Origin of the sequence: Pseudoalteromonas sp. DL2-H2.2 (assembly GCF_021532535.1) — a bacterium.
GTDB classification, from domain to species: domain Bacteria; phylum Pseudomonadota; class Gammaproteobacteria; order Enterobacterales; family Alteromonadaceae; genus Pseudoalteromonas; species Pseudoalteromonas rubra_A.
The window spans coordinates 412,192-425,761 of the sequence record NZ_JAKGBD010000001.1; the positions used below are offsets into that span (position 1 = coordinate 412,192).

At 50.8% G+C, this 13,570-nt stretch carries 11 protein-coding genes; 5 read left to right on the top strand and 6 right to left on the bottom strand.

What is annotated here, in order from left to right; all coding sequences use genetic code 11:
• Positions 1-56: 56 nt before the first annotated feature.
• Positions 57-1,448 carry an MATE family efflux transporter gene (locus L1285_RS01645; protein ID WP_235410712.1) on the top strand — a complete coding sequence of 464 codons (1,392 nt, stop codon included), beginning with the start codon at positions 57-59 and terminating at the stop codon, positions 1,446-1,448.
• A 27-nt stretch (positions 1,449-1,475) separates the two neighbouring features.
• Here the strand turns inward: L1285_RS01645 and L1285_RS01650 are convergent, their stop codons facing one another.
• Positions 1,476-3,896, bottom strand: a complete 2,421-nt coding sequence (locus L1285_RS01650) for an ABC transporter permease (protein ID WP_235410713.1) — start codon at positions 3,894-3,896, stop codon at positions 1,476-1,478.
• 222 nt (positions 3,897-4,118) lie between these two features.
• Here L1285_RS01650 and L1285_RS01655 point away from each other — a divergent pair, with 222 nt between their 5' ends.
• Complete coding sequence (locus L1285_RS01655; RefSeq protein WP_235410714.1) at positions 4,119-5,234, top strand: amidohydrolase family protein; 1,116 nt, start codon at positions 4,119-4,121, stop codon at positions 5,232-5,234.
• Between the two features lie 52 nt (positions 5,235-5,286).
• Here the strand turns inward: L1285_RS01655 and L1285_RS01660 are convergent, their stop codons facing one another.
• From L1285_RS01660 to L1285_RS01670, 3 genes are all read right to left on the bottom strand, one after another.
• Positions 5,287-6,546: a S41 family peptidase gene (locus tag L1285_RS01660; RefSeq protein WP_235410715.1), complete on the bottom strand. Its 1,260-nt coding sequence runs from the start codon at positions 6,544-6,546 to the stop codon at positions 5,287-5,289.
• Positions 6,547-6,596: 50 nt separating this feature from the next.
• Entirely contained in the window at positions 6,597-7,184 is a 588-nt protein-coding gene (locus tag L1285_RS01665; RefSeq protein ID WP_235410716.1) for a hypothetical protein, read from the bottom strand.
• Between the two features lie 127 nt (positions 7,185-7,311).
• Positions 7,312-8,346 (bottom strand): alpha/beta hydrolase family protein, encoded by a 1,035-nt coding sequence (locus tag L1285_RS01670; RefSeq protein ID WP_235410717.1) that lies wholly within the window; start codon positions 8,344-8,346, stop codon positions 7,312-7,314.
• Positions 8,347-8,641: 295 nt separating this feature from the next.
• Between L1285_RS01670 and L1285_RS01675 the strand changes: the two genes are divergently transcribed.
• The 3 genes from L1285_RS01675 to L1285_RS01685 all read left to right on the top strand — a co-directional run bounded on the left by L1285_RS01675 (position 8,642) and on the right by L1285_RS01685 (position 11,034).
• Positions 8,642-9,319 carry a type 1 glutamine amidotransferase domain-containing protein gene (locus L1285_RS01675; RefSeq protein ID WP_235410718.1) on the top strand — a complete coding sequence of 226 codons (678 nt, stop codon included), beginning with the start codon at positions 8,642-8,644 and terminating at the stop codon, positions 9,317-9,319.
• A 70-nt stretch (positions 9,320-9,389) separates the two neighbouring features.
• Entirely contained in the window at positions 9,390-9,998 is a 609-nt protein-coding gene (locus L1285_RS01680; RefSeq protein ID WP_235410719.1) for a glutathione S-transferase family protein, read from the top strand.
• A gap of 223 nt (positions 9,999-10,221) precedes the next feature.
• Positions 10,222-11,034, top strand: coding sequence for an SDR family NAD(P)-dependent oxidoreductase (locus L1285_RS01685; protein ID WP_235410720.1), 813 nt, complete (start codon positions 10,222-10,224; stop codon positions 11,032-11,034).
• A gap of 38 nt (positions 11,035-11,072) precedes the next feature.
• On the opposite strand, the gene L1285_RS01690 is transcribed toward L1285_RS01685, so the two are convergent.
• A complete protein-coding gene (locus tag L1285_RS01690) occupies positions 11,073-11,573 on the bottom strand; it encodes a phosphatase domain-containing putative toxin (protein ID WP_235410721.1) in 501 nt (166 codons plus the stop codon).
• Entirely contained in the window at positions 11,574-13,565 is a 1,992-nt protein-coding gene (locus L1285_RS01695; RefSeq protein ID WP_235410722.1) for a methyl-accepting chemotaxis protein, read from the bottom strand.
• Between the last annotated feature and the right edge of the window lie 5 nt (positions 13,566-13,570).

The window sequence follows — 13,570 nt, forward strand, 5'->3', positions numbered from 1 at the left end:
TTATTCATCCGGTAGTTAAGCATAATAGCGGGTATTAGCAGTGAGCGGGGAATTTTATGCAAACGCACAATGTGGAGCTAACACAGCTCGGCCAGGATCAAAAAGGTCCGACGGAGCAGCGCAGCGAGTCGGTAGCCCGAACGTTCTGGCGCTATACCATACCAGCTATCGCAGCCATGATGGTGAATGGCTTATATCAGGTTGTAGATGGGGTATTTGTTGGTCATTTTATCGGCGCCGATGGCCTGGCTGCTGTGAATATCGCTTGGCCTGTGGTGGGCCTGATAGCTGGCCTGGGTACGCTGGTGGGGATTGGAGCCGGCAGTCTGTTGTCGTTGTTTCGCGGAGCGAAAGACCCTGCGCAGGCCAAGGCGGTGCTGGCAACCAGTATCTGGTTGCTACTGATACTGTCATTCACAACCAGTCTGGCGCTTTATGCCAGTGGCAGCCTGTTGCTTGATCTGCAAGGGGCCAGTGGCGAGGTACTGAGGTTTGGTCACAGCTACCTGTCGGTATTTGGCTGGGGGGCTTTGGCCACTATGGCGGCGGGGGCGCTGCCCATGCTGATCCGCAACGACGGCAGTCCGGGTGTGGCAACGCGGCTGCTGATTTTGGGGGCATTGACCAATATTGTCCTCGACTATGTTTTTATTGTGCTGTTGCAGTGGCAGCTTGCAGGAGCTGCCTGGGCCAGTGTGGTATCACAATCTCTGGTGGGTATACTCGCCCTCAGCTACTTTTGTTCGGACAAAGCGCGTGTCAGGCTCTCATTAAGCGGGTTAACCTTCTCTGTACAGCTTGCCGGTCGAACCTTAATTCAGGGGGCATCAGGGCTTGTGATGTTCCTGTATTTTGCCTTTATTACGGCGCTTCACAACAAGCAGTTGCTGACTTACGGTGAGCCCTTACATGTTGCAGCGTTTGCACTGATTGGCTACATCGGCGTGATTTATTACTTCTTTGCCGAAGGGGTGGCCAGTGGGATGCAGCCGCCGGTAAGCTATTACTATGGGGCAGGGCAAATAGAGAAAATTGCTGCGACGTTGAAACTGGCCTGTCAGGTGAGCCTGTCGGTTGGGCTGGCAATAGTGCTTTTTCTGAATGTCTTTCCTGAGGCTGTGGTTGCCTTGTTTACTCAGGAGTTGGTACTGCTCGATGAGGCGCAACGTGGTGCGCGCCTGCACTTGTCCATGGTGTTTCTGGATGGCTTTATTTTTCTTGCCGCCATGTACTATGTGGCGCTCGATCAGGGGGCAAAATCTTTATTGATCTCACTGGGCAATATGGCCATTCAGGTGCCGTTTTTATTCCTGTTGCCGCAGCAGTTTGGCATAGACGGGGTCTGGCTGTCGGTGCCCGTGTCTAACCTGGTACTGACTTTGATTGTCGCACCTATGCTGTGGCGGGATTTGTCGCGGTTAAAGCACAGCTCAGTAGTTAGCAGCTAAAAAGGGGGTGGCAACCCCCTTTACATATTACAGTAATCGTCTGGTGGGCACATATTGGCGGGCCGTCACCAGGCTGATAGCCACCAGAGTCACAATCACACCGCCCAGGCTTAGCGCAATGAGTGCTGGACTGGGCGAAAACACCATTAACGTTTTAAGCCAGGGCCAGCTCAGGCCAACTGCGATAACCGCAAATGCAATACTCATCAGTGCGGGTTGTAAAAACGCACGGATCCTTGCCTGCAAAACCTGGCGGCGCTTAGCACCCAGCATCAGGTGTACTTTAACCACGCTCTGTTGCAGATAGGCTGCATAACTTTGCAGACTATAAATGCCATACGCGGTAATGATCAGGATCAGCAGATTGACGAAGACCAGCAGCCAGGTGGTGATCCGTCGGTATTGATGCGCGCGGGCCACTTCATCGTCCAGCGCCCGCCACTGAGTGAGCACAAATTGTGGGTGCTGCTGTTGCAGCAGTGTGCTGAGCTGTGTTTTGCTCAGCGTCAGCCCGGGCGCCAGTTTCACCAGCAGGTAGGTGGCAGAGCCAAAATTAGGTAAATAAAAGCGTGCGGGTGGCACAGGTTTACCCGGCAGTTGTAAATCGTCAATAACAGCAATGATGCGCTGGGGTTTTGAGCCATCAACTTCCAGGGTTTTACCCAGCACCTCGCCACCAAGCTTTTGGGCAAACGTACGGTTGACTATGACCACAGGGTGTTGCTCGTCAATGTCTTGTTTGGTGAATGTGCGCCCGGTAATGAGGCGTTGTGCCAGCACCTCAAAGTAGTCTTGATCCACATTGCGATGAAAGGGCAGATAGCGGGTATCACGCCACGCAGCGGTGACATTAAACTGAAAGTCGTCTTTGAGTGGAGTGCGGGCGAAACTGGCGGCCAGCACACCGGGCTCCTGCAGCAAAGCCTGTTTAAAGGCCTTGGCCATCGGGGCATACGCAGACCATCCTTGCCAGTCCAGCGTAGCAACGTTGAATTCCAGTTCGTAAACTTGCTGTGCCTCGAACCCCAAAGGATGACTCAGTTGTTTGAGGTTATCCCAGACCAGCTGCGCACAGGTCAAAATAGCCAGAGAGACCAGCAACACCTGTGAGGCGACAAAGCGCCGGATGGTGGTCTGGGACAATTGTGCAGCCAGGCCTTTGCCGCTGCGTCTGAGGCTGCGCATCAGGGTGTCTGACTGACAATGTCTGTGGCTCAAGGCCATAAATAAAGCCAGGATAGCGGTCCCCAGCAGGCTTGCCAGCAAAACCATCGACCAGTTGAGCGCCAGTTGTTCGCTCTGATAGATAAACTGAGATAACCATGCCTTGCTGTACTGCAAGGCAAAATGCGCTACGCCTAGCGCGAGCATAATTGCCGGTGCAATGAGCAACAGCAGCTGGCACAATAAGGTATTACGCAGCGTTGTATAGTTTGCGCCAACCACAGAACGCACAGCCAGCTGATGTCTGCTCTGTAGCAACTGGAGTAAAAACAACTGTGCCAGGTTGAGGCTTGCCAGCAGCAACAGTGCGAGCGTACAGGCAAACACGATAAAGATAATCGGGTGGTCGCCACGTAGTGCGGTGGTCAGGGGTTGCGCGGTCAGACGGGTTTGCCAGTCTTGCAGCTGTTTGGGGGCATGTGAGGCGGCAGCACTGTTTACCTGGCTTTGCAGCTGGGCCAGCTGGGTTGGTGCTGTTTGCGAGCGCAGCAGCACACGAATGTTGGGATCGGGGCTTTGCCAGTAGCCTTTGTACTCTGAATTATTGTAGCGCCAGGGTAGCCAGAGATCGGGCTGCCAGCCGGCTTTAAACAGCTCAGGCGGCTGATAATCTTGACTGACCACGCCACGAATTGGATGCTTCACCCCATTGATATTGAGGTGGTAACTTAATATGTCTGGTGTGCCGCCAAAGGCGCTGTGCCATAGCGCAAAGCTGATCACCGCACCGCGGGGCTGGGTATCGGGTGTGTCTAAAAATGGGTTGCTATGACCATAAATTAACTTCCCACCCAGCATAGTTTGCCAGTCGCCGCTGACATAAGCGGTTTTAATTTTTTCCTGGTAGGTTGTCTCCAGTGGCACTTCTTCTGCGTAGTAAAAACTCAGCAGCGGATTTGGCTGTGTTTCGCCATCTGACGCAGGAGCGGTACTGCCTGCCATGCGCAGCAGCTGTGTGACAGCCGGATAAGGCCAGCCATGATCGGTCAGTCCGGCGCTCGTGGCCTGGCGATGATGGTCAAGTACCAGAGTATGCTGTGGCACTGGGTAAGGCAGTGGTTTAAACCAGATATGATAGAGCAGGGCGGCAACACAGAGCACGGCACTGAGTGTCAGTGTCAGTAAGCTCAACATACTGAGTGCCCAGCGTGGTTGCTGGCCTAGTTGCATAAGCGCTGGCTGTAAACAGGTAAACCAGATAAAGTCGCGATAGCGCTGTAACATAATGGATATCCATTAAACGGTCGGTGATCAGAGCCAAGTCTACAGCAAAGAATGCTCCAAAAAAATTGTATAATAATAACAAATGGTTATATATTTCATGCTGCCACTGAACACAAAAACGGACCGCCAGTCCGGAATTATACCAAGCGGCAAACTCCACCTTTGCAGTGGGTTAGGGTGGTGTTGCTGGCAGGCCGTAAACTTGCAAAGAGGGAAATAACCATGAGCACAAAGACGTTGCGTGCTGTTTTTCTGGCGTCAGCCCTGATGTCTTTGGTGTCGGGCTGCCAGAGCACGGGCAGTGAGCGCCAATTGGCCCAGTTTAAAGCCGGTCCTGAACAAGCCTGTTATGACAGAGCCACGCAGCCCTATACATTTGTGGTCGACGCGCATGCGCACTTTCGTCCTTTTGGTGGCGAGGCCGTGCCTTACGCCGAATTGATCCGTTATTTTCAGCCCGCCGGTGTGTTGTTTGTTAATGTGTTTGGTATTGGACAAATGTTCAGTGCACAAAGTGGCTGTCAGCGCTTTTCATTGTGTCCGACGGGTGAAATCAAACCGACCATCAGAAATGATGTTATCAATGGGTCTAACGCGTTATTGCACCCAAATAGCGATCTGCATCTGACATTATCAATGAGTTTTGCCGATCTCAGTGAGCCACAGGATGTGGTGCAAAAGATGGATTTACTGGACGATGAATTTGGCCAGGCATTTACCTGGATGGGAGAGGTGAACCTGGTGAAGCAAGCTCTCTTCAAGCACGCTCATCGGGCAACGGAGCCTGCACACATTGCCGACTGGGCCCCGTTTATGGCCAGACTCAGAGCGCCTGAAGATGGCAGGGCGCCCATGCCTTTGTCTATCCATGCGGATATTGGCTCAGATCAGGCACCCACCCAGTATTTACACCTGATGGAAAATGTACTGGCCCGTTATCCGGATAATCCGATTGTCTGGGTGCATATGGGGTTGTCGCGGGAACAAACTAAGATGGATCCGCAGCAGCATATCGCTATCCTGTCGCGGTTGCTGGATGCTTACCCTAACCTGATGCTCGATATATCGTGGCGGGTGTTATACGAGGCCTATTTTCGCCACGCGGCGATCCGTGCACACTATGTGGCATTTTTTAATCGTTATCCAACGCGTATTCTGACCGGCAGTGATTTTGTCGCGGCAAAAGGCTATAAGCTGCGGGACTATCGGCGTGAAGTGGAGATCAACAGTCGTATTAACCAATATCTCAGTGATGAGGCCTTTCGGCATATTGTCCTCGGACAAAACTACTTTGATTTGTTAGAGCTGGACTATCAGGCTCCCGAAGTTTGCCAATAGTCGCGGCTTTGATTTAAAAGGCCTTGTATAACAAGGCCCAATGTAAAAGGGATCACAGACTGTGTAGTTGCTGCAATGCCATGTCCAGGATCACGTCTTTACTTTGATCATGATCTTGTTGTTCGATGATGATATCCGGCATAAAGGCCTCTCTCGGCGTGCCATTGATATGATAGAGCTTTTCTCTGGGTAACATATAACTGAGCTGGCTGTGTGACAGGGTTTCACTATAGATGGCACCGAGTAGTTGTGACATTTGTGTGCCGATTACCGTTGCCCGTTTCATCCCATGCAACCCTATGGTCAGGCCCTCTCCCATGCTGCCTGTCCACTTGTCGCACAGTACAATTAATGGCTTGTCGTACTGAAAGTCGCCACGGGGAAAGACAAATTCCTGCCAGGCACGCTTCACCCCAAACTCTCGTTCGATAGAGACTAGCTCATGTGTTTGATATGCCTGACGGGTTTTAATGAAGCGACTCATAATACCTCTGGCCACTTCGGTATTGCCGCCACTGGGCGTGTGGCGTAAATCGAGGATCATGGCCCGGGTATCTTTCAACTGCTCCATTGCCTCGTCAAAAGCGCCGATTAGCGCATTATTACCCAGGCTGTTTTCCGGGCGAATATAGCCCACTGTGCCAATGCGCTTTTGCGTCAGCAGGGGTTTTTCTGCAATCACATCTTTTACAATGGCTTCAATATCCAGCAGCTTTATTTCGGTCTTACCCTGCCAGCGAACTTCCAGCGAGAGAGTTTGATTACGCTTCCCCGTCAATAGCCGGTTGAGTGTCCAGCTGCTTGCAGCATCCAAGCCAGAGACGTTGGCCCTGGTAATGGCTTTAGCAATGGGCACGCCATTGAGGCGTAAGATCTGCATTCCCGCGCGGAAGCCCTGTTTATAGGCGGGTCCCATAAATGGCACTGCGGTGATGATGGCTTGTTCGTTTTGCCACACCCCCCATAAACCACTGGCGGTGGGCATTGGCAGATAATAGTCTGACGGTCGGGGCGTTACATCAGCATGATGATCATACCAGTGCTCCAGGCAGTGGTTAAGCCGCGCAGATAGCTGCATCTTGTCTTTAAGCTCAGTACTTTGATGACGAACACACTGCTCAAAGGTGGCAAAGTCAGTCGGTTTTTCATCGCTGTAAGCGTAACCGAGCCGGACATAATCAATAAAGCTCTGAAGATCCTGTTGTATTTGTGTGGGTGTAAGAAGATTTTGCTTATCATCTGTTTTAGTGGAGGCTGAAGCATTGCTCATGCCACAGGCTGCCAGAAGTGTTGCGACGAGTAGTGAACGCATGACTATCCTTAATGTTGTTGGTTTTGTTATTGGTTTTGTTATTGGTTTTGTTATTTGCCTGTCAGTCGCTGTTCATATTCGTCCTGCAATTGCAGGTAATCATGTACCGACAGCTCAGCGCTTTGATATCGACGCTCCAGGATCAGTAATTGCTTGATATAGCGCATACTGGCAATAAAAGTTTCAGGTTCAACCTTTTTAGAGCGCTGCAAGATGATCAGATGCTCATTGAGTTCGCTTAACCCGTCCACGGAAAGGTTTTTGCTGACCAGATTCTGGGTGAGCATATTGTCCAGGTACTGGGGGTAAACGAGTGGATTGCGGGCAAAAAATGCTTGCTTGTCGCCATATTCTTCGATGTTTTGCTGGTAGGCCTCATGAAGGAGGATACTATAATCCAGGCTTTCCACTACAACGGCTTCTGCAGCGTGGAGCACCTTAATCAGGTCTTTGATTTCTTTTCGATCTGCGTCGTAGTTACTGATCGCAATTGCCAGTAATACACCCACTAAGGTTGCAATTAAAGTCAGGATAAAATTACAGGCGACCTCATAACGGTGGGTAAAGGCTTTAAACCTGGAAGTGAACAATAGGGCGCTGAGAGCCAGCAATACGAGTGTTAGAATGATGTACAGCATAATGGGATATTTTTAGTTGTTATATGCGTAAGATATTGACTTTGTGTATGAAGTGCAACCAAATGACAAAAAGAGGGTGAAGTTTGCCTGGATGGCGATTGGTAATCACTTCACCCTGCTCGCAAATCTAAAGCCGTTGTGCCGTCTTGCCATTTGCGTGTGTATCCAGCCACTGAACCAGCGTGTCCAGCGCGCCGGGCGCGAAATCATCAGCAGTTAAATACAGTGCTGCCCGCATTGGCAGGTCGGTTTTGAGCAGGCTGTGGGATGCGTTACTGATCACCTTTTGCTCCAGCGTATCTGCTGCGCCCACTGTGCTGGCAAACACCTGTTGGCTGTGCTCCACATCTACCCGGATATCTGAATCGCCAAACAGCGCCAGCATAGGAAATTGAATATGCGCAAACCCGAGGCTGACGTCCGAGTCGATATTGGCACGCACAAAATTGAACCTGGCTTCATCCTGTATTGGCTTTGCCATAAACGGATGCTGGTGTAAGTCACTGCCCCGGTAGTCGTCAAATCCGGCCTTGATCAACTGGTATTCCAGCTCATTCAACTGGGCAATTTCCTGCCAAATGCCGTCGTCGTCGGCATGGATCTTTTCTTCTTCTATCAGGCGCAGCCACATCGTGTACTGGCTTTGCTCTCGCCAGTTGGCAGCACCTCCCACCAGGGCGGCAAATTTAATCTCTGGCTCATTGCTCAGCTCGGCCAGCACCCAGCTTGCCTGGCTAAAGCCAAGCACGCCTATAGGGTTATTCGGGTAGCCATTTTGCCTGAGGTAGCGAATTGCACTGCGAACTTCCTCTGCGCGCTGTGGCATTGTTTGCGCCAGCCAGTCGCCGCTTGAATTACCAATGCCGGGTTTACTCCACGACATAGTGGCGTATCCTTTGTTGGTGAGTGTTGTGACAATGGGCTCGAAGTAGCCTTGGGCGCTGTGATCCATCGCGCCATCACCATGTACCAGCAGGACAATGGCATCCTGGCTCTGGTGTTTTTTGGGAGTGACCAGCCGGGCCTCTAACGTGTTGGTGTTGGCATTGAATGCAATAACGCGGTCCTCCACTTGCTCCTGATTACTGTTATGGCAGCCACTGAGTAACCCCAGCACCATACAGGCGCAGGTAATCAATGTAGCAGTACTCCATCTGGACATAATGATCTCTCCTTTAATTAGAATGCGAAACGCTCAACAGACTCCTACCATATAGAAAGCCCCGCAAGATGGGTGTAAAGCCGTGTGGAAAGTTGTAATGAGCTGTAAGAATTAAGCCGGGGTAAAGGCGGGTGGTCTGTCGTTGGAATGTTACACTTTTGCTGTATAGCAAAAGTGTTTATCAGTCTTATCTATTATCATTCTTTGAGAAATAATCTACAGTGAGTACTCACAGCGCGTTGCTGATAAAACGTACCGGCATTGCGCATCCGATCACATCATTCAGGAGGATAACATGAAAAAAGTACTCATACCGGTCACAAACCACGCCACCTTAGGTGACACAGGTCAGGCAAATGGTACCTATGCCCCTGAGCTGACCCATGTTGTGCACGTATTAAAAGCGCAGGGCATTGGCTATGAACTGGCGTCTATTCAGGGTGGTCACGTGCCTTTATATGGTACTGACGCAGAAGGCGACGAGGTGAACCGTCAGATGCTCGAAGACGCTGAGTTAAAGGCAAAAATTGCCAATACTTTGAGTGTGTCTGAGCTGAATATCAGCGATTATGATGCCATCTTTTATCCCGGTGGTTTTGGACTGCTCAGCGACCTGGCCACCGATGAACAGTTTGCCACGCTGGCGGCAACGCATTATGAAGCCGGTGGGGTGATTGCAGCAGTGTGTCATGGCCCGGCTGCCTTGTTACCCATTACGCTGAGTAATGGTGAGCCCCTCATTGGCGATAAATCGGTGACCTGTTTTACCCGTGAAGAAGAAATTGACTTTGGTACCATCAGCAGCATTCCGTTTTTGCTGGAAGAAGCCATTGCCCGCAAAGCGGCGCAGTACCGTAAGGTTCAGCCGTGGCAGGAATTCGTGATTGAAGATGCGGGCCTGATCACCGGGCAGAACCCAGCCAGCGCACATGCCGTGGGCGTAGCCCTCGCTCAGCACCTTAAAACACAATAATTGAAATGACACGCTGGTCGTTTCTTTGACGGAGGCGGCTGGCTTGTTTAGATAAGGATCCCAGGAAGTTATGATCAAGGTACATCACCTCAACCAGTCGCGCTCGACCCGCGTTTTATGGCTGCTCGAAGAGCTTAAGTTACCCTATGAAGTTGTGCATCATGCACGTGATCCCCAGACCAGATTGGCGCTTGCCAGCCTCGGCCAGGTTCACCCGCTGAACAAAGCGCCGGTCATTGAGCACAACGGCGTGGTACTGTGTGAATCCGGTGCGGTTATGGAATATTTGCTGGATCAAGCCGGTGCAACCAATTTACGTCCGCACAAGAGCGATGCGAGCTATTATCAGTATCTCGAATGGTTGCATTTTGCTGAAGGGTCGCTGGCTTTGCCTGTGATTGCAACTTTGCTGATGGGGATGGAGCAGCGTGACGGCAGCGCCCCGATGGACGGGTATATTACCAAAGAGCTGGCGCTGGACCTCAATTACATTGAAACAACGCTGGCACAACAGGCATTTTTCGCAGGCGAGCAGTTTAGCGCTGCGGACATCATGATGACCATCACGCTGGAATTTGCCGCGAACCTGAAGCTGTTGGATGATAAACCAAATATCCAGGCCTATCTGAATAAAGTACAAAGCCGCGAGGCTTATCAGGCTGCCAGAAAGCTGGGCTAATTCACCCGATTAGCGTCTGCTTTGCTTTATGTGTGCGGAGCAGCCGCTTGTTGAGTGCCGATCATGTGTATTACCTTTAATTATCAATAAAAAGCAAATACTGATTGTTTAATGAGGTCAATAATAAACCTTTATTAAATAATCTAAACTATATCAGTACCGCGAGTTTACGTGCTCCGGGTCTCCTCAATAGCCATTGTTAACTTTAGCGAGCGATATAGTGATGACAAAAACCATTTTAATTACCGGCGCAACGGATGGAATTGGACTGGCGACGGCAAGAACCCTGCTGGAGCTTGGCCACCGAGTTATCTTGCATGGCAGAAACGCTGATAAGCTCACTGCGTTGAAAGCGGAATTTGCAACCCAGTCACCACCACAACAGCTGACGACGTACACAGCTGATTTGAGTGTTATTCATGATATTAAGGGCTTTATCAACGAGCTTAAGCAGGCTGGCGCTGAGCTGGATGTACTGATCAACAATGCGGGCGTCTTTGTGGTGCCAGAGCAAACCACGTCTGAGGGGATTGATGTGCGCTTTATGGTGAATACCATTGCCCCATATCTACTTACCCAAGCATTGCTACCTGACATGAAGCCAGGTGCCAGAGTGATCAACTTATCATCTGCTGCGCAATCAGCTCTGATGCCACAGGAGATAACAGCATCCAGCAGTCTGTCGGATAATGCGGCCTACGCCAAAAGTAAACTGGCCCTGACCATGTGGTCGATGCAACTGGGCGCTGCCTCTGGTCGTGCTCTGGCTGCGATTATAGCGGTGAATCCTAAGTCTTTTCTGGGCTCAAAAATGGTTGAGCAGGCCTATGGTGTGGCTGGGGGCAATGTTCAGGAGGGCGCGGATGTGTTGGTTCGAGCCGCACTGTCTGAGGAGTTTACCCAGGCGTCTGGCCAATATTTTGACAATGACCTGGGTCGCTTTGCCCGGGCTCATGATGACGCATATGATGAGCAAAAAGTGGCTGAACTGATCCAAGTCCTGGAGACATTTCGCCAGCATCATGGCTTTGCTTAGTGGATTTGCCACTGTGCAAAGACAGTGGCAACTGATTGTTACTCGAAACGAGAGAATTGATTGAAAAAATCGAGCTGAGCCGGGTGGGTTAAGGCTTTTGGCCGCAGCGCCTGTATTTGAGGGATGATGTCAGCTTTATCCAGCCCAAGTTGATACATGATCAACCCAATGACCATGCCTGTGCGCCCTGAACCACCTTTACAGTGAACTGCAACAGTGCCTTGTTCAGACAGTATTGCTTTAAGCTTCGGCCAGCTCTGTGCAAATGCCTGTGTAAAGTCTTTATTAGGTGGAGCATCGTCAGCGATGGGCAGCTGAAACCATGATATGCCAAGGGCGTCACATACCTGAGGTAACGCTGTTGCCTCGTTACTCTCTAATTCAGAAGGATACATGAGTGTCACAATGGCCTGTGTACCGGCATCGTGCAGTTGCTGTACAGACTCAGTGAGCGAGGTGCCCTTTGTGCCCGGGCAAGGTGTAAACAGTAAGGCTGCACCGGTGTCTAATTGCAGCGTATCAAAAGGATGTGAAGTCATTTACCTGGTCTGCTCCTGTACTTTGTAGCGGTCGATCAGTTCATCCATATCCATTGCGGCTTCTGCGATATTGGAGGCGGCCACAGCAATTTGTTCGGCGCCGGTCACATTTTCAGTCGCCTTGGCAAATATTTCGACAATATGCCTGCTTACTTCGTCTATGGCATTACTCTGCTGCTGCGTATTCACCGATACGGAGTCAGTAACCGATTCCACCTGCTTGGCTTGTTCAACAATTTTACCCAGAGCGTCTTTAATCTGCTCTGCACGATGGGCAGCTTGCATGGCGTTGTCCTTACCCTGCGTGATCACATCCGACGCGGATTGTGCACTGCTTTGCAGCTCGCTGACCAAAGCCGAGATTTCTTCGGTTGATTGTTGAGTGCGACTGGCAAGACTGCGCACTTCATCGGCCACCACGGCAAATCCCCGGCCCTGTTCACCGGCCCGGGCCGCTTCAATGGCGGCATTCAGCGCCAACAAATTAGTTTGCTCTGCGATGCTTTGGATCATATCAACCATGCTGGAAATGCTGCCAACGCGCTCGTTCAGGGCATCTACGGAGGTGGCAGATTTTTCCATGTCATAGGAGGCCTGCTGGATCACTTTTACCGCATCAGTGACCACCTTTTGACCGTTGACTGACTCCTGAGAAACGGACTTTGCCACCGCAGCATTTTCCAGCATCGAGTTTGCGATCACCTGAATATTGGCACTCATTTGTTCCGCGGCAGAGGCGATGGTTTGTACACCAGATTGCTGCTCAACCAAGTTAGTTTGACTCTGGCTGATGGCACAGGCGGTTTCGTGGGTCGAGGTGGCAATTTTATGTGAGGCACGGCCAAACTCAATCAGGTCGTCTTCAAATTGCTTGGTTAACCGGTTAATGTCTTTGGCTGAATTACCCAGTTCGTCTGAACTCAGGATCGAAATTTCATGGGCCAGATTGCGATTGTTAATGGCAATGGCTATCCCCTCGGCAATTTTTTCTGACTGCTGACGGCGCATGCGAATAGAAATAAACAGGGCGGCAGTGACCAGCAAACCTATCACCAGAATAATCAGCTCCACCAAGAGGATGGTTACCGCGGTTTCCTGAATATCGATGGCGGTTTTATCAACCAGCGTCAATGCCTGTTCTTCTGCTTCTTTCAGGGCATTAATACGCCGCGTAGCGGCTTCAAACCAGGCTTCTGGATCTTGCCCAAACCCCGAATCGCTGTCAGCGACAATGGCTCTAAAGCGCGCAACGTCGCGCATGGCACTTGAGTTCAGGGCACGCTCAAACATGGTTCTCATTATGGGAGGCGAGGCTTCCAAAGCTTCCGCAAGATAGACCTCTTGCTTGGTCAGCAATTGGGTGTACCTGGTTCTCAGTGCTGGTGTAAACTGGTCTTTTGCAAAGGTGTTCGACAAGACAGCCCGCTCAATACCAGCAGACTCTTTGGCGCTGGAAAAATTATAAATGGCCATCAACTCGGTCGAGATAACATGATCTTTGCTCAGCCTTGCTGCGGTAATGACTATATGCAAGCCCTGATTATTGATGTCGGTGTAATATTTCAGTGCGTCGGGGAGGCTCATGGAGAGCGAGCTTACGCGTTGGCGAACACTGTCCAGTTGGTTAAATTTGTTTAAAAATGCTTCGAGCTCCCGCTGCATGGGTTGTGACAGCGTCCAACTTTTAGCCTTCTTTCTCAGATTAGACAATTGGTCGTCGGTCAACCGCCGTTGTTGCGTTAGATTGCTTTGAAACTGACTGCCACCGGAACCGATGAATCCGGCAGAGGCACCACGCTCTTTTTGCGTTTCATGCACCAGCGCGAGCACAGCATGGCTCAAAAAGGCATTGTATTCGGCGTCATAGGCATCATTCATTCGTTTGGCTGCAGTCGATACATCATAAAAAATGACGCCACCGAGCAACAAACAGGGAAGTAATACGACAAGGGTTAAATGGCTGGATATGGTTTTAGCTATTGTTCTCAGCATACACG

What these genes read in the sequence shown, in the direction of transcription:
- L1285_RS01645 (WP_235410712.1), top strand. Translation starts at nt 57, where the DNA reads ATGCAAACGCACAATGTGGAGCTAACACAGCTCGGCCAGGATCAAAAA.
- L1285_RS01660 (WP_235410715.1), bottom strand. Translation starts at nt 6,546, where the DNA reads ATGCGTTCACTACTCGTCGCAACACTTCTGGCAGCCTGTGGCATGAGC.
- L1285_RS01650 (WP_235410713.1), bottom strand. Translation starts at nt 3,896, where the DNA reads ATGTTACAGCGCTATCGCGACTTTATCTGGTTTACCTGTTTACAGCCA.
- L1285_RS01670 (WP_235410717.1), bottom strand. Translation starts at nt 8,346, where the DNA reads ATGTCCAGATGGAGTACTGCTACATTGATTACCTGCGCCTGTATGGTG.
- L1285_RS01665 (WP_235410716.1), bottom strand. Translation starts at nt 7,184, where the DNA reads ATGCTGTACATCATTCTAACACTCGTATTGCTGGCTCTCAGCGCCCTA.
- L1285_RS01690 (WP_235410721.1), bottom strand. Translation starts at nt 11,573, where the DNA reads ATGACTTCACATCCTTTTGATACGCTGCAATTAGACACCGGTGCAGCC.
- L1285_RS01680 (WP_235410719.1), top strand. Translation starts at nt 9,390, where the DNA reads ATGATCAAGGTACATCACCTCAACCAGTCGCGCTCGACCCGCGTTTTA.
- L1285_RS01685 (WP_235410720.1), top strand. Translation starts at nt 10,222, where the DNA reads ATGACAAAAACCATTTTAATTACCGGCGCAACGGATGGAATTGGACTG.
- L1285_RS01655 (WP_235410714.1), top strand. Translation starts at nt 4,119, where the DNA reads ATGAGCACAAAGACGTTGCGTGCTGTTTTTCTGGCGTCAGCCCTGATG.
- L1285_RS01695 (WP_235410722.1), bottom strand. Translation starts at nt 13,565, where the DNA reads ATGCTGAGAACAATAGCTAAAACCATATCCAGCCATTTAACCCTTGTC.
- L1285_RS01675 (WP_235410718.1), top strand. Translation starts at nt 8,642, where the DNA reads ATGAAAAAAGTACTCATACCGGTCACAAACCACGCCACCTTAGGTGAC.